This window comes from Flavilitoribacter nigricans DSM 23189 = NBRC 102662 (assembly GCF_002646595.1).
Lineage (GTDB): Bacteria > Bacteroidota > Bacteroidia > Chitinophagales > Saprospiraceae > Flavilitoribacter > Flavilitoribacter nigricans.
The window spans coordinates 93,095-118,101 of record NZ_PDUD01000018.1 but is presented as its reverse complement, the minus strand read 5'-3'; the positions used below and the strand labels follow the sequence as shown (position 1 = coordinate 118,101).

At 51.1% G+C, this 25,007-nt stretch carries 18 protein-coding genes; 6 read left to right on the top strand and 12 right to left on the bottom strand.

The features are described from left to right. Positions 1 to 25: 25 nt before the first annotated feature. From CRP01_RS11620 to CRP01_RS11605, 4 genes are all read right to left on the bottom strand, one after another. Complete coding sequence (locus tag CRP01_RS11620) at positions 26 to 727, bottom strand: GDSL-type esterase/lipase family protein (protein ID WP_099150214.1); 702 nt, start codon at positions 725 to 727, stop codon at positions 26 to 28. Between the two features lie 187 nt (positions 728 to 914). Beyond that, positions 915 to 2,114, bottom strand: coding sequence for a glycosyltransferase (locus CRP01_RS11615; RefSeq protein WP_143473356.1), 1,200 nt, complete (start codon positions 2,112 to 2,114; stop codon positions 915 to 917). A 10-nt stretch (positions 2,115 to 2,124) separates the two neighbouring features. Next, positions 2,125 to 3,198 carry a sugar transferase gene (locus tag CRP01_RS11610; RefSeq protein WP_222845710.1) on the bottom strand — a complete coding sequence of 358 codons (1,074 nt, stop codon included), beginning with the start codon at positions 3,196 to 3,198 and terminating at the stop codon, positions 2,125 to 2,127. Between the two features lie 66 nt (positions 3,199 to 3,264). Then, positions 3,265 to 3,645, bottom strand: a complete 381-nt coding sequence (locus tag CRP01_RS11605) for a PleD family two-component system response regulator (RefSeq protein WP_143473355.1) — start codon at positions 3,643 to 3,645, stop codon at positions 3,265 to 3,267. A 468-nt stretch (positions 3,646 to 4,113) separates the two neighbouring features. On the opposite strand from CRP01_RS11605, the gene CRP01_RS11600 reads away from it, so the two are divergent. Next, positions 4,114 to 5,292, top strand: coding sequence for a glycosyltransferase family 2 protein (locus CRP01_RS11600; protein WP_099150211.1), 1,179 nt, complete (start codon positions 4,114 to 4,116; stop codon positions 5,290 to 5,292). Between the two features lie 145 nt (positions 5,293 to 5,437). Here the strand turns inward: CRP01_RS11600 and CRP01_RS11595 are convergent, their stop codons facing one another. From CRP01_RS11595 to CRP01_RS11570, 6 genes are all read right to left on the bottom strand, one after another. Continuing rightward, complete coding sequence (locus CRP01_RS11595; RefSeq protein WP_099150210.1) at positions 5,438 to 6,442, bottom strand: NAD(P)/FAD-dependent oxidoreductase; 1,005 nt, start codon at positions 6,440 to 6,442, stop codon at positions 5,438 to 5,440. A 126-nt stretch (positions 6,443 to 6,568) separates the two neighbouring features. Continuing rightward, on the bottom strand, positions 6,569 to 7,309 hold the full coding sequence (locus CRP01_RS11590; RefSeq protein ID WP_233752670.1) for a phosphoadenylyl-sulfate reductase: 741 nt from the start codon (positions 7,307 to 7,309) through the stop codon (positions 6,569 to 6,571). A 13-nt stretch (positions 7,310 to 7,322) separates the two neighbouring features. Beyond that, positions 7,323 to 8,108, bottom strand: a complete 786-nt coding sequence (cobA, locus tag CRP01_RS11585) for a uroporphyrinogen-III C-methyltransferase (protein WP_099150209.1) — start codon at positions 8,106 to 8,108, stop codon at positions 7,323 to 7,325. 5 nt (positions 8,109 to 8,113) lie between these two features. Beyond that, positions 8,114 to 10,258 (bottom strand): HEPN domain-containing protein, encoded by a 2,145-nt coding sequence (locus CRP01_RS11580; RefSeq protein WP_099150208.1) that lies wholly within the window; start codon positions 10,256 to 10,258, stop codon positions 8,114 to 8,116. 575 nt (positions 10,259 to 10,833) lie between these two features. Continuing rightward, the gene (locus tag CRP01_RS11575; RefSeq protein ID WP_099150207.1) at positions 10,834 to 12,270 is read right to left on the bottom strand and encodes an ATP-binding cassette domain-containing protein; all 1,437 of its coding nucleotides are present in this window, start codon (positions 12,268 to 12,270) and stop codon (positions 10,834 to 10,836) included. A 12-nt stretch (positions 12,271 to 12,282) separates the two neighbouring features. Beyond that, positions 12,283 to 13,206 (bottom strand): RimK family alpha-L-glutamate ligase, encoded by a 924-nt coding sequence (locus CRP01_RS11570; protein WP_099150206.1) that lies wholly within the window; start codon positions 13,204 to 13,206, stop codon positions 12,283 to 12,285. 229 nt (positions 13,207 to 13,435) lie between these two features. Between CRP01_RS11570 and CRP01_RS11565 the strand changes: the two genes are divergently transcribed. Both CRP01_RS11565 and CRP01_RS11560 read left to right on the top strand, forming a co-directional pair. Continuing rightward, complete coding sequence (locus CRP01_RS11565; RefSeq protein ID WP_099150205.1) at positions 13,436 to 14,788, top strand: MFS transporter; 1,353 nt, start codon at positions 13,436 to 13,438, stop codon at positions 14,786 to 14,788. Between the two features lie 3 nt (positions 14,789 to 14,791). Further along, a complete protein-coding gene (locus CRP01_RS11560) occupies positions 14,792 to 15,178 on the top strand; it encodes a nuclear transport factor 2 family protein (protein ID WP_099150204.1) in 387 nt (128 codons plus the stop codon). Between the two features lie 15 nt (positions 15,179 to 15,193). Here the strand turns inward: CRP01_RS11560 and CRP01_RS11555 are convergent, their stop codons facing one another. Then, complete coding sequence (locus tag CRP01_RS11555; protein WP_099150203.1) at positions 15,194 to 15,826, bottom strand: LON peptidase substrate-binding domain-containing protein; 633 nt, start codon at positions 15,824 to 15,826, stop codon at positions 15,194 to 15,196. A 122-nt stretch (positions 15,827 to 15,948) separates the two neighbouring features. Between CRP01_RS11555 and CRP01_RS11550 the strand changes: the two genes are divergently transcribed. From CRP01_RS11550 to CRP01_RS11540, 3 genes are all read left to right on the top strand, one after another. After that, positions 15,949 to 21,549 (top strand): alpha-2-macroglobulin family protein, encoded by a 5,601-nt coding sequence (locus tag CRP01_RS11550; protein WP_099150202.1) that lies wholly within the window; start codon positions 15,949 to 15,951, stop codon positions 21,547 to 21,549. Between the two features lie 166 nt (positions 21,550 to 21,715). Then, a complete protein-coding gene (locus tag CRP01_RS11545; protein ID WP_099150201.1) occupies positions 21,716 to 22,945 on the top strand; it encodes an NTP/NDP exchange transporter in 1,230 nt (409 codons plus the stop codon). Next, on the top strand, positions 22,923 to 23,879 hold the full coding sequence (locus tag CRP01_RS11540) for an aldo/keto reductase (protein ID WP_099150200.1): 957 nt from the start codon (positions 22,923 to 22,925) through the stop codon (positions 23,877 to 23,879). The genes CRP01_RS11545 and CRP01_RS11540 overlap by 23 nt, the downstream gene beginning before the upstream one ends. A 17-nt stretch (positions 23,880 to 23,896) precedes the next feature. Here CRP01_RS11540 and CRP01_RS11535 read toward each other — a convergent pair whose 3' ends face one another. After that, on the bottom strand, positions 23,897 to 24,931 hold the full coding sequence (locus tag CRP01_RS11535; protein ID WP_099150199.1) for a helix-turn-helix domain-containing protein: 1,035 nt from the start codon (positions 24,929 to 24,931) through the stop codon (positions 23,897 to 23,899). Positions 24,932 to 25,007 lie beyond the last annotated feature (76 nt).

Sequence of the window (25,007 nt, the reverse complement as noted above, 5' to 3'; positions counted from 1 at the left end):
TACCTCAGGCGTAAAGGTCGGCAAATTAGCGCAGATATTTTTCGACCTCAGCGGCCCAAATTTTGTAGGCTGGTCCATTCAGATGGACCCCATCCTCGGTATAAGCTGCATTTAGCTGGCCGGAGGGATCACACAGCAAAGGTCTGAGATCAATGAATGGGATCGACCGATCCCGGGCTAATTGCTCGATTGCCTCATTTACTACCTGTACATCCTCATTGTTAATGAATGTATTCCTTACCTGGTTATTTACGGGTAAAACGCTTTTAAGATGCAATTGACAGCCAGGAATTTCTTTTTGCAGGCGATCCACCAGTTTCCGGTACTTATTCGAGACGGAAACCGGATCGTCAAAAAGCAGATCATTGATCCCGATCATCAGGAATAACTGATCCGGTTCCAGCCGAATGATGTCCTCCAGCCGATCGAGCACACCGTTGATCCGGTCCCCGGGAATGCCCCGGTTTTTGATCTTCGGATTACCGAGCAATTCGGCCCAGTCGCAATAGGCCGTCAGGCTGTTTCCCAAAAAAACAATACTTGCCGTATCCGACTGCATAATTTCGTAAAGTGATTTTCGATGTTCGTATTCGGCCGCTACGCCCCTCTGTTCCAGGCGATAACGAAAGAAATTCCAGCCGCCCAGGCGGTAGATGACGTAACCGGCCGCCATTAGCCCGATCCCGTTCAGGGCCAGAGACAGCCACAACAGATACTTTCGCTTCATTACAGCAAAGAAATGAATATATCTCCAGTGCGGGATATTTTTGGGTATAATATTATCAAAAGCGGGAAATGCAGATAGACGTGGACCTGAGGGCCCTACCAGGGTGACTTCAGTTGTCGAACCAACAGTTCTTAGACCGGCAGACGGCGCTTACCGGACTGCCACGATAGAAGTATCCGGGCTTTGATCAGGCCGGACGTTCAACATCGTCCAGAGTGACCATTTTCCGGTGCTCGGTATGCTTGAAATTTTTATTGGGATCCTTGATCTTGGCCAGGGCCTTCAGCTGTCGCCAGGCAAAGGCGGGCAAACGCCAGAAGACCTGCTGCACCGAGCGGGGAGCATTGTCCAGATAAAGGCTCAAAGGAATATTCCCGATGAAGACGATCCCCCCGATCAGCATCATCAGGAATACCGGCAGGTAAAAGATCAGTCCCAGTAGTCCCAGAACACCCGCCAGCAGCAGTTGGATAAACAGTGGCGGCGCAATGGTAACCAGGCCGAACCAGAATTGATTGAAGCTCAGTCGGGTCAGTCCCCGTCTCAGCAAGCCGATGGCATTGGGCATATTTTGGAAGTAGGAATACAACCAGCGGCTACGCTGGGTCTCGACGGCAGCACCGTCGGAGACTTTCTCGTCGTACACTACCGCTTCCGGAGCGTAGGCGATCCGGAGATCCTGCCGCAACAGGTGGTTTTGCAGGATCTTGTCCTCCTGGAGCATCTTCTTCCAGAGGTGTTGCCCATCCTGGATCTCCGGGCTATTCAGATATCCGAGATAGGCCTCCCGTTCGACGGACATCCCGGAACCTGAGATGACCGAAGAGGAACCCAGCCGGAACGGAAGTGCCCGGTCGGTATAGTTCTTGTAAAATTCTCCGGCGGCATCGGCCCGGGCGTAAAAGGTATCCAGATTTTTGGCCGTGCGCTGACCCTGCACTGCCGGATAACCCAAAGTGATATACCGGTTGATCCAGCGGAGGTAATCGGGTGCTGCGAGATTATCCGCATCAAAGATCACAATGTGATCGTAGGTGTGCTGAAAACGCTCCGTAGCGTGAATTATAGACTTTGCTTTCAGGTTGAGCGGCGTTTCCGGCCAAATCACAGTGAGCCGTTCGTCTTCCACCGGAAAGGTGGCCGGTTCGCAATTATCCGCTACCAGATACACCCGGAAATTGCCCGGGTAATCCTGCTTCAACAGCGATCTTACCAGAGGCACACTGATCTCCCAGTTCCGGTAGGCGGTAATAATGATCCCGAACGAGCGGAAGTCATCCGTGCGTTCGGGAGTTTTCGGCCTGACCATCCGGCTCAGCAATACTTCCAGGAATGGGAATAATAAAAAGAATAATACAACAACTGCTGGTATCAATAATACAATCACAGGTCCTTACTTATACATTTTCGTGTTGCAACATAGCGGGAACGGTCCGGAGAACGATCTTCATATCAAACCAAAAGCTGGATTTCCGGGAGTATTCAATATCGAGACTGATGCGTTCGGCTACCGACATATCATCCTTACCTCTTTTGGTCACCTGCCAGAGACCGGTAATCCCGGCGGGTGCAGAGAACCTTTCGGCGGTATCTTCCTTGCACAGTTGTTCTGCTTCGTACAGCGGCAGCGGCCGGTTGCCAACCAGAGACATATCTCCCATCAGTACATTGACCAGCTGGGGCAGCTCATCCAGGCTCGTTTTACGAATGATGCGGCCAACCCGGGTGATCCGCGGATCGTTCTTGATCTTAACGAAAGCGGCTCCCTCTTCGCCGTACTGATTCAGTTTTTTGAGCTCTTCCAGTCTTTGATCGGCGTCCATGTACATAGAGCGGAATTTGAGGAAATCAAAAACCCGGTAATGCTGGCCGGCACGCTTGGAGCGATAAATGATGGGCCCTTTAGACTCCAGCTTGATCAGCAGGGCTACCAGCAGGCAGATCGGAGCGCTCAGCAAAAGTAAGGAGGACGAAGCGACGATGTCAAACAGCCGTTTGCCCCGTTGCCAGAAAGTCTTTTTCATTTCCAGGTCAGCCTTCGGTGAAGGCCGGTCAAGTTGGCTGCGTACCCGCTGCAACTGTCGGCCACGGGCGATCAGCGCTCCCCAGTCCTCGTCGCTGCGGTACCAGTCATCGATACCTGCGGATAAAGCTCTGCGGAAATCCATGTTATCCGGACAATTAAGCAAAATTACGGGTACATACTGCAGAGCCGGGTCTTTTCTAAACTTTCTAACCCAGTTGAATTGATCATCCACTACCTTCCGGTAATCGGCAAAAACCATCATCGGGATATTGCGCTGTTTGAAGCGCAACCAGCGATCAGCCTCGGGAAGCTGATTTAGATGATTCCAGGAAAAACTGTACTTGGATTTTGGAGAAAGTTTAGCGGACTCCGTAGCAGAGAGCCCGATCGTCAAAATATTTCCTTTGGTTATATTACGACTTTTAGCGGGGTGAAATTGATTCATAGGATATCTGGTATTTTGTTGTAAGATGGTTCGGAGTAGTTCGAAATAATAGTTTAACCAGAGGGATTACGGCAGATGTTCAGTTCGCCGCAAAATTTTATCAGTATACGCTAAAATCTTTTCCGGATTGAAGGGTTTTCCGATCAGGTGGTGCCCCGAAGATGGACTGCCTCCCCTACCATTCGATAAGAGTGGATCGTTACCCAGCAGAACCAGTGGTATGTGTTTGAAGAAGCGATTCTGTTGCAGTTCGAATAACAGTTCCTGAATTTCGATCTGGTCCCGGTTGTAATCGAGTATGATCAGATCAGGTAAATTCCCCTGAAACAGATAAGTAAAAGTAGTGGCAGGATCCGTTTTGACAGACACCTGGTATTTCCCCCTCAAGGCTTCCATTATTATGGCACCGAGACTAGGGTTCTGCTCCACTACTAGGATCGTGGACATAGATGGTTGGTACATACTGTATTAAATATGTATTAGAACATAAAAAAATAATACAACTCGCGGGGGGGATACGGAGAAGTAGATAAATGCCTTAGTGGAATTCCATAAAGCTGACCGGGAATACTTCCATGGAAATACACCACATAATGGTCTTAAAAAATTTTTGTGCTGGGTACTCTAAAAGTGGGATAGACTGATCTTAAGGTAAGGGCAAATATATTTGTTTCACGTCTTGCGGAGTTGGGACTGCGTGCTCAAATAAGAATTGAATTATTAAGATATTTGCCTGGAGCTTGTTTAGTGTTTATTGCCGACGTAAAAATACAAAAACTGGAGGTTCGTTAAAATTAATTCACTCTTTTTTTAATTTTAAATAAGTGAGCTGCCTATTTTGTGCCCTTATCTAACATCTGAATTTCCTCAGCCCCTTATTTGTTCGTTTTTTTAACATATATTTTAAAAGATCACATGAAAGTAATCTTTTGGGTCAGCCTATTTCTACTGTTTTATACCTATTTGGGCTATGGAATGTTGCTTTTTTTCCTAGTTAAATTTAAGGGAAAGCGAAAAATCCCCGCTCCGGCACCGGATTCGGAGGTGCCAAAAGTCACGTTTTTGGTGGCCGCTTACAATGAAAGTCACTGGATAAAAGAGAAGTTTCGGAACTCTCTGGAGCTCGATTATCCCGCCGAAAAACTGGAATTATTATTCGTTACCGATGGCTCTGATGACGATACGCCCGATCAGTTGCGGGCCCTCAGTCAGGATACGTCCATTCGGGTACTGGTAGAACACCAGCCCGAACGCCGGGGTAAAATTGCCGCCGTTCACCGCGTAATGCCTAAAGTAAATTCACCTATCGTTATTTACTCCGATGCCAACACGCTGCTCAACACCCAGGCCATACGCAATATCGTACGCCACTATCAGGTGCCGGAGGTAGGTGCGGTAGCCGGAGAAAAACGTATTCTACAGGAAGAAAAAGAAGAAGCGAGCAGTTCGGGAGAAGGTTTTTACTGGAAATATGAATCCCAGCTAAAAAAATGGGATGCCCAGCTCTATTCCGTGGTAGGTGCCGCCGGGGAGCTTTTTTCCATTCGTACGGACCTCTACGAAAATATTCCTAACGATACCATCATCGAAGATTTTTATCTCACCCTACGTATCGCCCAAAAGGGATACCGGGTCCAGTACGAGGATCAGGCCTACGCCATGGAAACGGCCTCAGCTTCGGTAAAAGAAGAACTGAAACGCAAAATAAGGATTGCCGCCGGCGGGCTACAGGCCATTTACCGGCTGGCTCCCCTGCTGAACATCTTTCGGTACGGCTGGCTGAGTTTTCAGTACATATCGCACCGTGTGCTCCGCTGGACCCTCGCCCCGCTGGCTCTGATCACTTTGTTTATCAGTAATCTTGCGCTGCTGAGCACCGGCTCGCTTTTCTATCAGATCACACTGGCGGGGCAGGTGCTGTTCTACCTGGCCGCACTGCTGGGCTGGTTGCTGGAAAAAAGAAAACTGCGCAGTAAGGCACTGTTCATCCCCTACTATTTCTGCATCATGAATTATGCCGTATACAGAGGGTTGTTTCGGATCCTGGGTGGCCGGCAAAGTGTGCTGTGGGAACGGGCGCAGCGGAAGGTGTGAGAGTGAGGGACAGGTGAGAGGAGGCAGGTGTCAGGTGAGAGGCGCGAGCTGTGAGGTGTCAGGTGCGAGATATCAGCGTTAATGATCCTGACACCTTCGCCCCTGACACCTGTCACCTCACGCCTGACACCTCGCACCTAAACACCTAAAACGCTTCCACCCCATTCACCGTCGTATACTTAAAGCTCAGTTTACGGTCCGGATAAATGTGTTTGAAAGCAGATTGTACCATCAGCGTCGCCTCGTGGAAACCGCAAAGAATGAGTTTCAGCTTGCCGGGATACGTGTTGATGTCACCGATAGCGTACACCCCCGGTACATTGGTGCTGTAGTCGAAGGTATCCACCTCGATGGCGTTCTTTTGGATATTCAGCCCCCAGTCTGCGATTGGACCCAGTTTGGGCGACAGACCGAAGAGCGGAATAAAATGATCCGTAGAACGAGTGATATTTCCTTCCGTTTTGTGCTTGATCAGCACATCGGTCAGTTTGCCGTTTCCGTTCAAGCCGACGGCCTGCGCGTTGGTCAGCAGGGAGATCCGGCCCTGATTAGCCAGGTCGATCACCTTCTCTACGGAATCCAGCGCACCGCGGAATTCCTGACGGCGGTGGATCAGAGTTACTTCACTGGCAACATCGGCCAGGAAAATGGTCCAGTCCAGAGCCGAGTCTCCACCACCGGCGATCACCACCCGCTTATCGCGGTATACTTCCGGATCTTTGATGATGTACTCCACGCCCTTATCCTCGAAATTCTCAAGATTGGCAATGGGTGGTTTACGCGGCTCAAAACATCCCAGTCCGCCGGCAATGGCGATCACAGAAGCTTTGTGTTTGGTACCTTTATTCGTAGTCAGAATAAATTTATCGTCCTCGGTCTTTTCGATCTGTTCAGCACGCTCGCCCAGGGTAAAGCCAGGGTTGAAAGGAGCGATCTGTTCCATCAGGCGGTCAACCAGGTCCCCGGCCAGAATGGAAGGGTAACCAGGGATGTCATAAATTGGTTTTTTGGGGTAGATCTCACTCAGCTGTCCACCTGCCTGTGGAAGCGAATCTACTAGATGACAACGCAATTTGACCAGCCCCGCTTCGAACACCGTAAAAAGCCCAACCGGCCCGGCGCCAACGATAAGGATATCCGTTTCAATCATGGTATTAACTTTCAAATGTAGATGGTGAAACTCTGCCCGAAGCGCGACCCGCCCTCCGGAGAAGTTTCAAAATTGGCACAAAATTAAGATATTGATAATGTTTAAAGGTATGATTAATGTCAGCTTTTACTTCTTTTTGTTCAAAAAGAAGTCCGGATGAAGACCACATTCCGTTTTGTCGGAAGATTTCCAGCGTCCTTCCCGGCCGGATCCGTGCTCCGTACAGTGCGTACATCCGATGGAGCCGTAGCCCAGGTTTTCGAGCGGATGGTGGGGCAGCTCCAGTAAGTCCATATAGTACAGGAACTCTCCTTCATCCAGATCGATGATCGGGTGGAATTTCAGCATATTTCCCTGCTGCTCGAAAACTTTCAGGCCGGAACGGAATTCCGTCTGGTAGGACATCAGCCCGGACATCCACACCTTATGGGCCGCTTTGACCGGCTCCAGTGGCTGGATCTTGTTGGTATAGCAGCAGCGGGGTGTATTGGTGGACCACCAGGATTCTTTGAGGCTGCGCTCGTTCTTTTCTTTTTCCGGGGTCAGGGTGATCATATTGAGTTTAAATTGCTCGGTCAGATCATCGCGGTACTGCAGGGTTTCGGGAAAATGGTAGGTTGTATCCAAAAAATGTACTGCCTGACTTGGCCGCAACTGGCTCACCCAATACAGCATAAAAACGGATTTGGTACCGAACGAAGTGGTCATCATAACGTCCTCCTCACAAAAGTATTCGTATAGATTCTGGATTCTTTCCTGGAAGGTCATCGGGGAAAACACCTCGTTCAGATAATCCACTTCCCAGTGCTGTACGCAATCGTTGGGCTTGCGACCGGTCGTCATCATATGGCTGGTAATTTTTGTCATGATCTCTTGCCTTTTATTGAGCCACCAATTCCTGGTGCAGGCTGTTTAATTGAAAAAGTGTTTTGGAAAAGTCGCGGTGTAACCGAACCGTTTCACCGATGACGATAATACCCGGGGTACCAATTTGCTGCGCTTCGGCCAGTGCCGGCAATTCGCCGATCGTGCCTACCGCACTGCGTTCTTCCGGCAGCGAACCGTTCTGGATGACCATGGCCGGAATATCAGCCCGACCTTCGGAACGATACAGTTCGGCGATCTCCCGCAGGCGACGAATGCCCATCAGAATGATTACCGTAGCGCTGCTTTTCACGGCCAGGGACACGTCCGAAGACAAAGTGCCCGCGCGGGTAGTACCGGTAAGTACCCAAAAGCTCTCGTTCAGATGGCGGCGGGTAACCGGAACGCCCTGCAAAGCCGGCAGCGAAATACTGCTGGAAATTCCGGGGATCACATATACCGGCACGCCGTAGCCCGCCAGGTAGGTCATTTCCTCGTGTCCTCTTCCAAACACAAAAGGATCTCCGCCTTTCAGCCGGACAACGTGTCCGTATTTCATAGCACACTCCAACATCAGCCGGTTGATCTCTTCCTGCTTATAGCTGTGCTTTCCCGCTCTTTTGCCAACGTAGATCTTCACGGCTTTTGCGGGAGCTTCTTCCAGCAGTTCCGGGCTCACCAGCGCGTCGTACAGAACAACGTCCGCATTCTGCAGCGCTTTCCAGCCTTTCACCGTGATCAGGTCCGGATCACCGGGACCGGCACCGACCAGAGATACTTTAGGTTGTGGATGATAGGACATATTGTTTACGCTTTATAGTAGTTACCAATTACCAGTTTGTCCACTCCGGCAGTTCCTTGCAACTGGTCTTCCCGGATACGGATCACATTGGCAACAAAAGCCCTGGCATCCTGCAGATATTGGGTGGTAAATTGAGTATTCGGTTGTTGTTCGTTGATGCGCAGTACGTAAGATGCGAAATCGCCCTGTAGCGGAAACTCCCCGGCATTGATGTAAGCTTCCTGGAAGCTGTCCAGGATACCGATATGGGTGTTACACTTTACATCCTTGCTCAGCAGCAATGCTTTGGCGCCGATCACGAAACTGGTGTAAGCGTGGTAAACGGCCGCAGCCAGTTCATCGGTTTCCAGAGCATCCTCCGCCAGTTCGATCTTCTCCCGGGCGTCATTGATAATGGTACCGACCACATCGAGGCTTACCCCGGCGCACTCCCCTACTCCGATCTCCTGCTCGTACTGCTCGTTCTGGCCCCAGTCGAAGAAATCGGTCTCCGTCAGTTCATCGAGCTCGGCCAGCGGCTTCAGCAGGTTATAGAAGTAGCGTTTGCCGTTTCTCTGGTAGAAGTCATTGAAGATCTCTCCTCCATTCTTATGCTCGGCAAAATCGTTAAGCAGGGCGCGGATCGCATCGGGGATACGCTTGGTCGGCAACTTGATCACTTTATCTGCCGTGCTTCCTTTACCTTCGGGAGAAACCCCACCGCCCAGTACGACCTGCATAGCGGGGATCACCATATTATCACGCTTGATGGAACTTCCGTGGAAGCCGATCTGAGCGGCCATGTGCTGCCCGCAGGCATTCATACAGCCACTGATCTTAATCTTGATCTCACTATCGGTGATCAGCGCGGGATATTCTTTCTGAATGGTCTGGCTCAGTACATCCGCCAGGCCGGTGCTGTTCGTTACGCCCAGGGCGCAGGTATCGGTTCCGGGGCAGGCCGTAACGTCCGCAATACTGTCGGCGCCGCCTTCTCCGTAACCGATCGCTTCCAGTTGCTGGTAGAGCAGCGGCAATACTTCCGGACGCAGGTAACGCACCAGCAGTCCTTGGTTGACGGTGATCCGGATATCGTCCGCTGCGTATTTTTTAATGAAGGCCGCCAGTTGACGGGCCTCTTCCGCCTGGATATCTCCGAGTGGCACCCGGATATAAGCGGCGTACCAGCCCTTTTGCTTTTGCTCGAAGGTGTTGGTGTTTTTCCAAAACTCGTAGCGCGTCTGATCAATATCCGCAACCGGCAGTTCTTCGGGCAGTTCGGGTACTATCACTTCCTGCTCCTCCACCTCGATGGGTACAGACTGATTGAGAAGCGATCTTCTTTCCACTTCGATCAGTTCCAGGAAGTTTTCCAGACCCAACTTTTGCAGCAGGAATTTCATCCGTGCCTTCATCCGCTTTTCCCGTTCGCCGTAGCGATCGAATACGCGGATGGTAGCTTCCATGAACGGAATGATCTGATCCGTTTCCATAAAGTCGTACACGGTGGGGGCAATGAAGGGTACTGCTCCTAATCCACCGGCCAGTACGACTTTAAAGCCGCGCACTTCCTTGCCGTTCACAATACGAAGGCGGGGAATAAAACCAAAATCGTGGAAATAAGTAAAGGCGGAATCCCGCTCGGTAGCGGAAAATGCGGGCTTGATCTTCCGGCCCATATCCTGGCAGATCGGATTGCGCAGGAAATATTCAAAAACAGCATGAACGTAGGGAGACACATCGAACGGCTCTTCCGGATCAACTCCGGCGGTCGGCGAGGCCGTGATGTTTCTGACGGTATTGCCGCAAGCTTCCCGGGCCGTTACGCCGGCGGAAGCGAGTTCCGTCCAGATGGCCGGAGAATCAGCCAGCTTTACATAGTGCATCTGGATATTCTGACGGGTGGTCAGGTGCAGATTACCGTTGGTGTATTTCTCGGAAACGTTGGCGATCTGGGCCAGTTGGTCGGAAGTGAGTTTTCCGTAAGGGATCTTGGTCCGGAACATCTGTACCCCAAATTGGCGCTGTCCGTAAACCCCACGCGTCAGGCGATAATGCTTGAAGCGCTCCTCGTCCTCTTTTCCGCTGTTGAAGTCGTTGATCCGGCGATCCAGTTCAATAATATCTTTGCGCGCTGCTTCGCTTACTTTGGAAAAATCAAAAGCCGACATACTGTTATTTTTGGTTTTTGTTATGATCTATTGAGTTTGGTTGAATCGGAGGGAAGGGCTGTAAACGTCAGAAGGCCTACCCGTGATCTCCGAGTAGGCCTTCTGAGCTGTCAAAATATAGCTCATCAATACGAAAATGCCCCGCCGGAGTGATCGCTCACCAGACAACAGCAACAACACATTTGACGAGTCTTGAACATATTTATTTCCTTTTGTTGACACAAGTATAGACCCTTTAGGAATGAGTTGCAAATTTACGGGGTAACAAATGTTAGATATGATATAAATTTTTTATTTAAATATTTATTACAATCTAATTTTCAATTATTTACATATAATAAATGAATAAATCTTCATATTTTCTTTTGTTAAAAAGTGCATATTTTTAGAACTAATCAATTGATTTTCAATTAATTAAGTTCATGAACGCAAAACCTTAGTGTAAAAAAGTAAAAAAGTAACCTGTTTTTAACACCTATATGATGTCAAAATCAACATCCGGTCATCAAATAAATTACATTTCCAAAACCATGAAAGCATGAAAATGTGTTCATTTTTACCTCTTTTTTCGGGCCTTATAATGCCCCGAGATCAAGTTCGTGCGTGATAAATTTCGGAGGAGGCTCCTGGAGGTGAGAAACGTAGATAAGTGTCCTTTCCTCGTGGCAAAAATCCGTTAAAAATCGCAGACATTGCCGGTGAAAATGCTCGTCCATAGCGTGGAAAGGTTCGTCCAGGACCAGCAGCGCCGGATTATTGATAACGGCACGTACAAAAAGGACCAGGCGTTGTTCGCCGCTCGAGAGATCAGTAAACGGTTTTTTGGCCAAATGTCGGATGCCAAAATAGTCGAACAGATCGCGCAAACGATCAATTTCGTGTTTCACCAGTTTGCGGCTCAGCACCATGGTATTGGTATATCCGGCCGCCGCGATGTCGACGGCATTACGCCGGCTGCGCATGTAGGTTTGCAGCTCGGGTGAGATGAATCCGATCTTTCGCTTGATGTCCCAGATACTTTCGCCGCTTCCCCGCGTCCGGTCGAACAAGGTGATCTTTTGGGAATACGCTTGCGGGTTATCCGCAAATATCAGACTGATCAGAGAAGATTTTCCCGATCCGTTCGGACCGCTGAGCATCCACTTCTCCCCTTTTTTTACCCGCCAGTTCAGATCCTTTACCACCGTCTTTTTCTGATAGGAGACCGAAACCTCGTCGAAGCGCAGTGCATCCGCAAAATTCCAGTCCGGATTGGCAGCCGGTGGCCGCGTCAGTTCGACGGGTATTGTCTTTACATCGGCGACGGTGGGATCATCGGAACGGGCCATCCAATCGGCCCGGGTCCAGCTCTCGGCCGACTGGGATTCGTGCAAACTCAGCACATTGGTAATAAAGGAAGGTGCGTATTCTCCGATAAGCAGGATCCGGGTACCCAGTTCGGCCTGTTGAACCAGCATATTCTCAATGATGCCGGTGGTCTGCCGGTCAATACCGGTAAAAACCTCTTCCAGGATCAGAAAGCGGGGATTCGTCATTAGGCTTTTTGCCAGTCGCACGCGCCGGGTCTGTCCGTTGGAAAGCTGGATAAAACGCCGATCCAGGAGAGGTTCGACGTTCAGAGGGGCCAGTGCTCCGGGAACCGTCTGCGGTTTTTTACCAAAGAGATATTCCGCCACGGTGAGGCCGGCATTACTTTCCATAGCCTGGTAGCGCTGTTGGTAGTAGAACACATCGCCGAACCGCAGCTTATGCGTATCTTCGGTGAATGCCAGATAATGCATGTGCGGTTTGAGGGAATATATGGAGACCACCTGACCGTCATCGTAAAAGGTCAGTCCGCCGGGACTCGTACGACAACGCCCCATGATCGCTTCCGCAATGGTCGTTTTCCCGCTTCCGATCGGTCCGGTAAGCAACCAGTGCTGGCCGTCTTTCCACCGCCAGTTCAGCCCCGAAATGATACGTTGAGCTCCCCGAAAAATATCTGCATCCTGAAAGGTAAAGGTCATCATGTTTGTTGGTATCTATTGAATATCCGGGCCGTTTCCGGGCAGCTTCTCCACGAGTTTGCGGGCGCTGACGCCCCGTTCAACGTAATTAATGATCTCGCCCGCAATATCGACTTCTGTAGTATTTTCAATGCCTTCCAGCCCCGGTGAGGCATTCACCTCCATGATCAGGGGCCCACGGGCCGAACGCAGAAGATCGACTCCGGCCACCGCCAGTCCCATCACCTGCGCGGCTTTCAGTACAATGGATTCTTCCTCAGTAGTGAGCGGTTCAACACTGGCGCTGGCGCCGCGGTGAAGATTGGAACGAAATTCTCCGGCCTGCGCCTGCCGTTTCATACTGGCCACCACCTGGCCGTCCACCACCAGGGCCCGGATATCACTACCGTTGGATTCGCGAATGTATTCCTGCAAGGTCACCCGCTGATTGAGTCGGTGGAATGCTTCTACCGTAGCCCGGACGTTCGTCATCGTTTGCGCCAGTAAAACCCCGGCTCCGTGCGTACTCTCCAGCAATTTAATTACGATGGGCAGGCCACCGACCCGGTCGACCAGCTGCGGCAGATCCAGACTACTCCCCACCAGAATAGTGGTCGGGATCGGCACCCCGTGTTCCTGCAATTCCTGCAGGCAACGCATTTTATCCCTGGCGCGCAGCAGCGCCTGGGAAGAAGCTGCGGTAAATATGCCCATTTTCTCAAAATGAGTAATTACCGATGCACCGATATTCGTGACCGAAGCCCCGATCCGGGGGATTACGGCATCCACCGGCTGCAGGATACGCCCGTTCTCGATGATGCGAAATTGCCCGTCTTCCATGACGAGGCTACAACGCGCGTGGTCCAGCAGTTGCATGCTGTGCCCCCTTCTCCGCCCCGCCCGAAACAGGCTTTGGGTAGAATACAATTGCGGGCCCCGTGATAAAATGGCAATCTTCATGTCTCAAAGAAAAAAAAATTATGACATCTTGCAGTCGTCAGATTAAAATTCCCGGTTTTTTTCCACCATATTTATGCTTTGTGCGAAGATCAGATCGTACTTATGTATAACGCAAATAAAATGAAAGCCCCCCACAAAACTGCAAGCTGATTAGGGATGGATCCCCAACTAATTTTCGCACCCTCATTCCGGATCGGTATTCCCAAAACGGATAAGATCAACAATAATAATGGACACACCAACGCAGACCTCACCCCATGATCACGGCTCAGCCTCCGAACTGGATAATCCCAAAACTATAAACGGCTGGGCCTTGTTCGATTGGGCGAATTCATCTTTTGCCCTGGTGATCACGGTTGCTATTTTCCCGGCCTACTTTCTGGCCGTAACGGATGATGTGATCTCCGTATTTGGCTTTGAAATGTACAATTCGACTCTCTTTGCCTACGCGATCTCTTTTGCTTACCTGATCATTGCCATCCTTTCTCCGCTGCTGTCCGGGATCGCGGATTACGGCGGGAAGAAGAAGTTTTTCCTGAAACTGTTCACCACCGTTGGCTCGCTGGGTTGTATCTCCCTGTTTTTCTTTCAGGGCAACGAAACCCTGGGGCTGGGCACCATCGGGTTCATGCTGGGTCTCATCGGTTTTGCCGGTGGTCTGGTGTTCTATAATTCCTACCTGCCCGAGATTGCATCGGAAAAAAATTACGACCGGGTAAGTGCCAAGGGGTTTGCCTACGGCTACATTGGCAGTATTCTGCTATTGATCATTAATCTGTTGATGTTGCAAAAGCCCGACTGGTTCGGCTTACCAGAGGAGGGCACCCTGGCGGCCCGGATCTCCTTCCTGATGGTGGGGCTCTGGTGGATCGGCTTTGCCCAGATCCCTTTCAAACGCCTGCCCAGCGATCCGGAAAACAAACCGCAGAAAAGATTGATCCAGAAAGGTATCGATGAACTGAAGCGCGTATGGCAGGCCATAAAATTGCAACACAATACCAAGTTCTTTCTGTTCTCTTTTTTCTGCTACAGTGCAGGTGTACAAACGGTCCTGTTCCTGGCTTCTACTTTTGCCGAAAAAGAGCTGGAGTTTGCCGGGTCTGATCTCATTATTCTCGTGCTGATCCTGCAACTGGTTGCCGTCGTGGGCGCCTACCTTTTCGCTAAGCTATCGGATGTAAAGGGCAATAAAATTTCGCTGATCACCATGCTGGTGATCTGGACGTTCATCTGCATCACCGCCTATTTTGTGTATAGCAAGTTGCAGTTCTATCTGGTAGCGGCCGGTGTAGGCATGGTCATGGGCGGTATTCAGTCCCTTTCCCGTTCTACTTATTCCAAATTGCTGCCCGCCAGCACCAAGGATACCACTTCCTATTTCAGTTTTTACGATGTACTGGAAAAGGTGGCCATCATTCTCGGTACTTTCCTGTTCGGTTTCTTCGAAATGATCACCGGCAGTATGCGCAACAGCGTACTGATGCTGGGATTCTTTTTTATCGTCAGTATTGTGATTATATTACGAATAAAAATAGTTCCCGCTCAGATCGATGAACAACATATAGCGGATATAAAGGCCTAGATTATGACCAATACACAGTTAGAAAACAACAAGGCGAATGCCATCGCCTTCTACCGGATGGCTTACGAAGGTAATCCCCGCCAGGCGGTCTCCCTATACGTCGGCGACCGTTATATCCAGCACAATCCGCTGGTTGCGGACGGCACCGGTCCTTTTATCGATTATTTTGAAAGAATGCAGCGGGAGTATCCCGCCAAAAGTATTGATTTTGTGCGGGCCGTCGCTCAGGGCGATCTGGTTGCGCTGCACACCCATCAGATGTGGCCGGATGGCGACCAATACGTCACTATGGATTTTTTTCGCTTTGATGATCAGGGCAAGATCGTAGAGCACTGGGATGCCATCCAGGAAATACCCGAGACCAGCGCCAACGACAATACCATGTATTAATGGGATTGCGACACTTTATTTCGGCGGATTGATGCGTCGAAAATGTCCGTTCATCCGGGCTTTTTCCCGGATCTCATCCATGTGTTTCACCACCGGTATCAGGCGGGTAAGATGGTCAATTATGAATTCCTGTCTTTCCTGTGCATTACCGATACTGAGAAGCTCGTACTCCTGGTCCAGACTCAGTCCGATGTGATGGGCAATATCAAAAACGGAAAGATCCGAGGCCGCTTCGGGCAGGTCCTTTTCGATATCCAGCAGTTGAAAGAGCTCGCGGGTTTTCTCCAGGATCTGCTCATTCAGATAAGGGGCTTCTTCCATGTCCAGTTCCAGCCGTTCAATGGAAGCTCCGGAATAGAGCTTACCCGGCACCTTTTCAAAATACTCTTTAATGGCGAATATGCCCATGCCTTTGGTGCGAATATCAGACTCTCCGCCGGGGTATTTTTTAACGATCCGGTTCAGGCGGATCTCGGTACCGATCGCCATCAGTTTTCCTTCGATGTATGCCGGAATACCAAAGGTTAATTCTTCTTCTTCACAATCCCGCACCAACTCTTGATATCTAGGCTCAAAAATGTGTAAATTGAGGTCCTCATTCGGAAATACCACAATTTGAAGGGGAAACATGGGTAATAAGTCTGACATAATGACCGTGGGTATTTTTAACAACCAACATAAAATTCCTCTACTAGTTGTGTGATCTTAGCTTAAAATTAAGAAATTTGAGCACAGGAAAAATCCTGAAACCACTCTAAAAACCCAAAAGCATGCAAAGCAGCTTACCCCAAGCCAAAGGAAGACATTGGTTTTTGTTTTTTTTGATCTCTCTTATCCTCCTTCCGGCCTGCCGCCGGGAGCAACACGCCGAAGCCATGCCGGAAAGTGCCGGCGCCTACGTATACGGCTATACTTCCGGCATTATTTCGCGGGAAGATCCCATTCGGGTTCGATTCGCCAGTCAGGTCACCGATATGGAACAGGTCGGTCAGGAAGCCGATGGCGGTATCATTTCTTTTTCCCCCGGTATTTCGGGGACCGCGATCTGGGAAGACGAGCAGACCCTGCGCTTCGAACCGTCCGAACTGCTGAAATCCGGAACGGTGTACGTAGCAACCGTCAACCTGAGTGAATTATTCGACAATCTTCCCTCCGATGTACGGAATCTCGAATTCGAATTCCACACCCGCAATCAGTATTTTGCAGTCAGTACCGCCGGCCTCTATCCGCCTAATGTCCAGACACTGAGCGAACAGGCGCTCCAGGGGACACTCGTCACTTCCGACCGGGCCGATGACGAGGACGTGGAACAACTGCTGACCGCCAAGCAGGATGGACGGAACCTTACAGTAGACTGGTCCCACGTTGGCAATGAGCACAACTTTACCGTTATGGGTATCCGCCGCGGAGAAGCTCCCGGCGAAGTGGATCTGAGCTGGAACGGGCGGCCGCTCGACCTGAACATCAAAGGCTCCGAAACCGTCGAAGTGCCGGCTCTGGGCGACTTTAAAATGACCCAGGCACAACTGGTACGGGGAGATGAAAAATACCTGCGGCTCCATTTTTCCGACCCGCTGCAACCCAACCAGAACTTGGACGGGCTGATCTCTATTTCCGATTATACCGGCAATCTGCGCTACATCATTGAGGGGAACGACATTCGCGTTTATCCCAGTGAGCGACTGGTCGGCTCCCGTCGCATTACCGTTTCTCCCGGATTGCGCAACATCAATGACAAGCGCATGCCGAAGGCGAGTGTCTACGAGATTACCTTTGAAGATATAAAACCGGAAGTCCGGCTGGCCGGACGCGGCGTGATCCTTCCCGAATCGGAGGGCCTGATCTTCCCGTTTGAGGCTATTGGCCTCAGTGCCGTTGAGGTTGAAGTATTCAAGATCTATAGCAACAATATCCTGCAGTTCCTGCAGACCAACGATCTCAATGGTGAATATGATCTGCAACGGGTCGGCCGGGTTATCCTGCAAAAACGGGTCGATCTGATGAACCTGAATACGCAGGCAAATCCGGCAAGCTGGACGCGTTATGCCCTCGATCTCAATGAATTGTTTGAAAAGGACAATGAGGCCATCTACCAGATCCGGATCGGTTTCCGCCCGGCTTACAGCAATTATTTCTGTAACAATCAAAGCCGGGAAGAAGCGGAAGAAGACTTACTCGCGGCCGAAAGTCCATTCGATGAAGACGGGAACATCCAGAGTATTATGGAATCCTGGTACGGTATCGAAGGTTATTACGAAGATTATCGCTGGGATCAGCGGGACGATCCCTGCTACCCGGCCTACTATAATTCCGACCGCTTTGTACAACGGAACGTACTGGCCTCCAATCTCGGCATCGTGGCCAAAGGTGGTAACGACGGTAGTTATCTGCTGGCCGTTTCGGATCTGCGCAATGCCAACCCGGTGTCCGGAGTTCAACTGGAGTTTTTTGATTACCAAAAGCAAAGCCTGAAAACGGCTCAAACCAATAGCGAGGGTATCGCTACGGTTAAACTGGATCGGTCTCCCTTTGTTGTGGTCGCCAGCCGGGGGCCGGAGAAAGGCTACCTCAAACTGGAAGACGGCAAATCGCTATCTCTCAGCCGGTTTGATGTCAGTGGTACGGTTACCCAGAAAGGGCTAAAGGGTTATCTATACGGAGACCGCGGTGTATGGCGTCCGGGAGATTCTGTCTATCTGAACTTCATTCTGGAGGACCGGCAGGCTAAATTGCCGCCCAATTACCCGATCCAGTTTGAACTGTATGATCCGCGTGGCCAACTCCACACCAAAAGATCTACCGCCGAAAATATAGACCTGCTGTACCCACTGCATTTTGCTACCAGTACAGGCGCCCCGACCGGCAACTGGCTCGCCAAGGTAAAAGCCGGTGGCGCTACTTTCCAGAAAACTTTGAAGATCGAGACCGTAAAGCCCAACCGGCTGAAGATCGATCTCAATCTGGCGCAGATGGATCTGATCCGGCAGGCGGACGAGCCGCTGGAAACCCGTTTACAGGTTAACTGGCTGCACGGCGCTCCGGCATCCGGACTGGAAGCCAAAGTGGAAGTACAGCTCAGTTCCAAGAGAACGACTTTTGATAAATTCGGAGATTATGTATTTGATGATCCCGCCCGGCGCATCGAGCAGGATGCCCGTACGCTGTACGACGGCAAACTCAACGACAGTGGGCAGGCCGGCTTCACCGCCAAACTGGTCAATACCAAATTGCTGCCCGGATTTCTGAATGCCAGCTTCAAAACCCGGGTATTCGAAAAAGGCGGAGATTTCAGCACGGATAATGTAACCATTCCCTATTCTCCTTTCCCGGTATATGCCGGTATTGCGATTCCCAAAAATAAATACGGTGAAAAAAGACTGGACCTCGGTCAGGATGAATCCCTCGACCTGGTCGCCGTGGACGAGAACGGTCGACCGCTCGCCAACCGGAGCCTGAAAGTAGGATTGTACCGGGTCAACTGGCGCTGGTGGTGGGATGAAGGCTACGACAACGTCAGTCGCTTCAACAACAGCAACCATTACGATGCCCAGGAAACTGCTAACCTCCAGACGAACAACAGCGGAGAGGTGGAATGGGACCTGAAAATAGACGATTGGGGACGTTACCTCGTGCGCGTTTGCGATACGGAAAGTGGTCATTGCTCCGGAGACTTTTTCTACGCCGGATATCCCTGGAACGGCGACGACGACCAGGGACGTCAGGCTGCGGCCATGCTGAATTTTTCGTCAGATAAACAAACTTATAATGTCGGCGAGGAAGTGAAACTTACCATTCCGAGCGGTGGTTCCGGGCGCGCCCTGATCACAATTGAGAACGGCAGCCAGGTACTGGAATCCTTCTGGCGGGAATCCAAAGCCGGTGAAAATACCTTTTCCTTCCAGACGACCAAGGCCATGACGCCCAATGTATACGCCCACGTTGCGCTCATCCAGCCCCACGCTCAACAGGATAATGACCTTCCGATCCGCATGTACGGGGTGATCCCGATCAGTGTGGAGGATCCCGGCACTCACCTGCAACCGGAGATCGACATGCCGGAAGTACTGCAGCCGGAACAGGAAGTCACGATCGAAGTTAGTGAGGCCGACGGAAAAGCAATGGCTTATACCGTTGCCCTGGTGGACGAAGGGCTGCTCAGCCTGACGCGTTTCAAAACGCCCGATCCGTGGGATGCTTTTTACTCCCGGGAGGCGCTGGGCGTGCGCACCTGGGATCTTTACGATGCGGTGGTCGGCGCCCACGGCGGAGAATTGGAACGGATACTCAGTATTGGCGGTGACGGTGAGATCGCACTGAACCCGGATGACCAGAATGCCAACCGATTTAAACCGGTAGTGATGCACTTGGGGCCTTTCCAGCTGAGAAAAGGTCGGACCGCCAAACACACCATCAAAATACCGAATTATGTAGGTGCCGTCCGGGCGATGGTCGTGGCCAGCGCCGATGGAGCTTACGGCAGCGCCGATAAAAGCGTTCCGGTACGAAAACCGTTGATGGTGTTGGCTACCTTACCGCGGGTACTGGGTCCGGGTGAAAGCCTGGAGTTACCCGTCAACGTTTTTGCCATGGAAGATAAAGTCCGGAACGTCCGGGTTAGCATTGAGGAAAGTTCCGGTCTGGCGCAATTGGGCTCCGCCAGTCAGTCGGTAAGCTTTAGCCGGGTCGGAGATCAACTGGTACGCTTTCCCATAAAAATGGCGGACCGGACCGGTATCGCCAAATTCACCATCCGGGCCGAAGGGAACGGCGAATCGACTTCCCAGGAGATCGAGATCGATGTCCGGAATCCTAATCCATACATTACGAATGTCGTCCGTCAAAACATCCAGGCCGGCAGCAGTTGGTCGCCGGTAGTTGAACTGCCGGGGATGGAAGGTACCAATGAGGTCCAACTGGAAGTTTCGGCTATGCCACCGATCAATCTCGGGGAGCGGCTGAAATACCTCCTGCAGTATCCCTACGGCTGCCTCGAACAAACCGTTTCTTCGGGATTCCCGCAGCTTTATGTGGACAAACTCATTCCACTGGATGATGAGCAGAAAGAAAAGATACCGGAAAATATCGAAGCGACCGTTGACCGCCTGAAGTTATTCCAAACCGACCAGGGTGGTTTTGCCTACTGGCCGGGAGACGATTCGCCCAACCACTGGGCCACCAGCTACGCGGGTCATTTCCTGCTGGAAGCCAAAGCGCTTGGCTATACGGTGCCCAATATTCAACTGGAAAAATGGGCCGCCTTCCAGAAAAAGGTGGCCCGCAACTGGGACCCCAGTCTGAAGGATTACGGCTACATGAGCAAACGGGCTTACGAAATGACCCAGAGCTACCGCCTCTACACCCTGGCGCTGGCCGGCAAGGCCGAACTGGGCGCCATGAACCGGCTACGCGAAAGCCGGCAACTGGAACCCGCCGCAAAATGGAATCTGGCCGCAGCTTACGCCCAGGCCGGCAAACCGGATGTAGCCAAACAACTGATCCAGGGGTTAAGCACCAATGTGGAGGATTACACGGAGCTGTCGTATACCTACGGCTCCGGGCTGCGCGATCGCGCTATGATCCTGGAAGCGCTCACAGTCATGAAGGAGGAAGCAGCGGCGGCCGAAATGCTGCAGGCGCTGTCCGAAGGGCTGAACAATCAGCGCTGGCACAGTACCCAGACTACCGCCTACTGCCTGCTGGCGATCGGCAAATTCGCCGCCAGCGCCGGTTTGGACGACGAACTCAACTTTGCCTACCAGCTTCCGGGAGGAACGGCAACCAATGCCGCTTCGGATAAACCCATGATGCTGATCGATATACCGGCCGGAAGCAGTGCCGGAAAAGCGATCAAAGTCGATAACAAAGGGAACGGGCTGCTTTTCGCCCGGCTTATTCTGACCGGACAGCCACTGGCGGGTTTTGAAACCCCGGCGGAAAACAGTCTCGGTATCAAGGTAGCCTATAAGGACCTGCAAAATCGCACGATCGATCCGTCGGTCTTGCCGCAGGGAACGGACTTTATCGCCGAAGTAAGCATTAAGCACCCCGGGGTTCGAACGATCCCTTACCGGGAAATGGCCCTGAACCAGATCTTTCCTTCCGGATGGGAAGTATTGAATACCCGCATGGATAACGTCCAGAATTTCACCGCTTCCAGCTCCGCGGAATATCAGGATTTCCGGGACGACCGGGTGTATACCTTCTTCGATATATTCCCGACCAAAACTCATACTTACCGCGTCCAGCTCAATGCGGCTTACCAGGGTCGTTTTTATCTGCCGGCGGTATCCTGCCAGGCGATGTACGATGAAACGATCAATGCCCGCACGGCCGGTGGCTGGGTAGAGGTGATCCGCCCGGGAGAACAGTAAACCCATGCCCAAACGGGAGAGAAGATGATCCATACAATATCTTCTCTCCCGTTTTTTCCTTTCCGCATTTTTCCGATTTCTTTCCGTATAGCTTCTCGAATTAATTAATCCGGTGGTTTAAAAAGCGGTTTGGGCCTAACTTGGAGTCCATATCTCAAACCACATTATGCCCAAAACGGTCCGATACGCCATTGCCGGTTTTTTTCTGCTGAATACCGCGAATTTCTTGCTGCGGCCGATCCGGGACGGTATTGGTATTCAGTTGGGTGCCTCCCTGCTCCCCTACCTTTTTCTCTGCACCCTGGTGCTGATGCTGGCACTGGCGATCCAATTCGGTCGCCGGACGGCCCTCAGATCCTGGCTGGCGCGTTTTTACGGCCTGTTCTGTATCTGGCTGGGTGTGTTCCTGTTTGCGGAGATCAGGTCCCTGAACGGCCCGGCTCTGAACGCCTGCTTTTTCGTTAGTATCAGTGTATTTAATCTCTTCAGTATATCGTTGTTATGGAGTGAACTGGTGAGTCGATTTGAGGCAGAAGATGCCGGACAACTATTCGGAAAAATTGCTACCGGACTGGCGGTTGGAGCAATTGTCGGATCGACCGTGAGCAGTCTATTGGTCAATCATATCGGCCGGGAAGGAATGATCGGCCTGGCCATTCCGGCAATACTGATCAGTTTCTGGATTCAACGTCATCTGATCCTCCAAAAGGATGTAGATCAGCAGATTGAAAAGCAGAATTATGCGGGAGGTCGCTTAGCTGCCTTTAAAGAATTGTTTCGGATAGTCCGGCAATCGCCTTTACTCCGGGCCAGTGCGATCCAGATCTTTTTGTACGGCATGATCAACACTTTTTTTTACTTTGAACAGTTGGAGCTGGTCATTGCCAGTAGTCTGCAGCCACTGGAACAGGTGCGTCTGCTCGCGAACATTGCACTGATCATCCACGTTGCAAGCTTTTTACTGCAATGGTTTGGCTTTCAGCACCTTGTTCGACGGTTTTCAAAAAAACAACTGCTCGTGGTCATTCCCATGACGGTCGGGATCTTTTTATTCTTTCAGTTCCTGAGTCCGGTTTTTTGGATCCTGGTGATGGGTATGACCTTGCATAAGGTCGGAAGTTATGCCCTGGTTCGACCGCTGCGGGAAGTGCTGCATACACAATTGAAACCCCGTGCCAAATACGGAGCAAAAAACCTGGTGGATACGGTTTTTTCCCGGAGTGGAGACGTTGCCGGAAGCTGGATCTACGATCTGGTATTTGTTGGATTAAGTCATCCGATAAGCGCCGCATTGATCAGTATTCCCATCAGTGGATGGTGGGTCTGGAATTCCTGGTACCTGGCTAAAATTTCCGAACCAAAATTAAAAGATCATGAAGCATCAATTCCAAAATAACTTTAAGAACTTGCGTATGAACCGGAGAGACCTTTTAAAAGCCGGCGCGGCCATGGTTGCCGCCCAACTACCGGTATTAGCTTATTGCAAAAATTTGACCCCTTCTATGGAGATCATCAAACACACCATTCCGGGTACATCAGAACAACTGCCGGCCATCGGCATGGGCACCTGGCAAACTTTCGATATTGGCAACAATGCCGACGAACGGGAAAATATTAAGCAGGTACTGAAAACCTTCGCGGAAAAAGGTGGAACGGTGATCGATTCCTCTCCCATGTACGGTCGCTCGGAAGATGTGGTCGGAGAATTGGCCGGAGAACTGAAAATTATTCCGGAGCTGTTCATGGCTACCAAGGTATGGACCCGGGGCAAACAGGCCGGTATCCGGCAGATGCAACAATCCATGCAGGAAATGCGGGCCAACCCCATGGATCTGATGCAGGTGCATAATCTCGTTGATTACCACACCCATATCCAGACCTTGAAGCAATGGAAATCGGAAGGAAAAATCCGCTACATCGGGATCACCCATTACACCGACAGCGCACACGATGATCTGGCCGAATTGATCCGGACGGAAGATCTGGATTTCATTCAGGTCAATTATTCGATCAACGACCGGCACGCCGACCGGCGTCTGCTCCCTCTGGCTAAAGACCGGGGCGTGGCGGTACTGATCAACCGGCCGTATAGCGGTGGCAGTCTTTTCAGCCGGGTGAAGGGCAAGGAACTTCCCGACTGGGCCGCAGCGTACGATATTACATCCTGGGGCCAATTCTTTCTAAAATTCATCATTTCCCACCCGGCGGTTACCTGTGCCATACCGGCTACGTCCAAGGTGCACCACATGGAAGACAACATGGGCGCCGCCTACGGCAAATTACCGGACGAGCAAGCCCGGAAAGAAATGATCCGTTATTTCGAGCAATAGGCAGGCCTTTTCGTTTATTAGCGATCTTTGCGATAGACTGAAGGCGTCACGCCCGTTTCCTTCTTGAAATGCTGATTAAACACGGAAAGTGAATTGAAACCGGCCTCGAAAGCAATGGCGGCAATGGTGTAATGGGCCTTATCCGGATCGTGCAGCAGGCGACAGGCTTCCTGCACCCGGTAACCGTTGATCAAACGGGGAAAATTAGTGCCCATGTACCGGTTGAAGGTCATGGATAAAAGATGACTGGGAACGGATGCCGACGCCGCCAGTTTACCCAGATCAAGATCCGGATCCAGATATAAAGTCTCGTTTTCCAGCAATTTAAGGATCCGGTCCCGGATGTCTGCCATCTGCTGGTCGTCCAGATTAAGGTTTTCGTAGCGGGCCGGATCTCTGCCTGGAGACCGGACCAATTCCGGATAACTGCGCCAGGCGTATAAACTGATCGGTAATACGGCCATGCTGTACAGTACCGGTGCCGCTTCGTAGGGGATCACCCGCAGGATATAGTTGGCGAAATAAGCCAGGAAAAAAATTCCGGTGCCAAAAAGAATACTCGAAATCCACCGGGAGGAAACTTTGCCCGGTTCTTTTGCTTTTTCCAGCCACCACAGCCGGATCGAGAGAGCCTGGTAAATGAGTGTATAGCACAACAGGAGACTGTAGCCTCCTACGTACCAAAAATTTGCCGTATCCAGCCAGGGAGCCGATAGTAAAAGTAAACCGGCGGGGAACAATTCCAGCAGGTATCTTTTCGGGCGTATTTTATGTCCGAAATAGGTTTTCAGGTAAAGGAGCACCGTTGGCCCGACCGCCAGGTGGGCTGCAAAACCTACATTCATCCACCAACGCGGCATCTCTTCGCCGATAAAAAGGTAATGCCCCGATTTCAGTAAACGCAATCCGATCAGGAGCATGAGTACCGCAAAGATCCGGTGCGCCCGGTAATTACCCTTTTTCAGTACCAGGAAATAGGAGCTCAGCAAAAAACATTGTACTGCGCCCAGTAGACAGATGGAAAAAGTCCAGAATTCAGCGTAGGTGATCATATCTTTAAGGACTATTTGCGACGGGGAAAGTTGCCTTTTACCCGGTTTACAGTATCTTCCGGGAACAAAAAATCCT

What these genes read in the sequence shown, in the direction of transcription:
- CRP01_RS11620 (WP_099150214.1), bottom strand. Translation starts at nt 727, where the DNA reads ATGAAGCGAAAGTATCTGTTGTGGCTGTCTCTGGCCCTGAACGGGATC.
- CRP01_RS11610 (WP_222845710.1), bottom strand. Translation starts at nt 3,198, where the DNA reads ATGAATCAATTTCACCCCGCTAAAAGTCGTAATATAACCAAAGGAAAT.
- CRP01_RS11605 (WP_143473355.1), bottom strand. Translation starts at nt 3,645, where the DNA reads ATGTCCACGATCCTAGTAGTGGAGCAGAACCCTAGTCTCGGTGCCATA.
- CRP01_RS11600 (WP_099150211.1), top strand. Translation starts at nt 4,114, where the DNA reads ATGAAAGTAATCTTTTGGGTCAGCCTATTTCTACTGTTTTATACCTAT.
- CRP01_RS11595 (WP_099150210.1), bottom strand. Translation starts at nt 6,442, where the DNA reads ATGATTGAAACGGATATCCTTATCGTTGGCGCCGGGCCGGTTGGGCTT.
- CRP01_RS11590 (WP_233752670.1), bottom strand. Translation starts at nt 7,309, where the DNA reads ATGACAAAAATTACCAGCCATATGATGACGACCGGTCGCAAGCCCAAC.
- cobA (WP_099150209.1), bottom strand. Translation starts at nt 8,108, where the DNA reads ATGTCCTATCATCCACAACCTAAAGTATCTCTGGTCGGTGCCGGTCCC.
- CRP01_RS11580 (WP_099150208.1), bottom strand. Translation starts at nt 10,258, where the DNA reads ATGTCGGCTTTTGATTTTTCCAAAGTAAGCGAAGCAGCGCGCAAAGAT.
- CRP01_RS11575 (WP_099150207.1), bottom strand. Translation starts at nt 12,270, where the DNA reads ATGATGACCTTTACCTTTCAGGATGCAGATATTTTTCGGGGAGCTCAA.
- CRP01_RS11570 (WP_099150206.1), bottom strand. Translation starts at nt 13,206, where the DNA reads ATGAAGATTGCCATTTTATCACGGGGCCCGCAATTGTATTCTACCCAA.
- CRP01_RS11565 (WP_099150205.1), top strand. Translation starts at nt 13,436, where the DNA reads ATGGACACACCAACGCAGACCTCACCCCATGATCACGGCTCAGCCTCC.
- CRP01_RS11560 (WP_099150204.1), top strand. Translation starts at nt 14,792, where the DNA reads ATGACCAATACACAGTTAGAAAACAACAAGGCGAATGCCATCGCCTTC.
- CRP01_RS11555 (WP_099150203.1), bottom strand. Translation starts at nt 15,826, where the DNA reads ATGTCAGACTTATTACCCATGTTTCCCCTTCAAATTGTGGTATTTCCG.
- CRP01_RS11550 (WP_099150202.1), top strand. Translation starts at nt 15,949, where the DNA reads ATGCAAAGCAGCTTACCCCAAGCCAAAGGAAGACATTGGTTTTTGTTT.
- CRP01_RS11545 (WP_099150201.1), top strand. Translation starts at nt 21,716, where the DNA reads ATGCCCAAAACGGTCCGATACGCCATTGCCGGTTTTTTTCTGCTGAAT.
- CRP01_RS11540 (WP_099150200.1), top strand. Translation starts at nt 22,923, where the DNA reads ATGAAGCATCAATTCCAAAATAACTTTAAGAACTTGCGTATGAACCGG.
- CRP01_RS11535 (WP_099150199.1), bottom strand. Translation starts at nt 24,931, where the DNA reads ATGATCACCTACGCTGAATTCTGGACTTTTTCCATCTGTCTACTGGGC.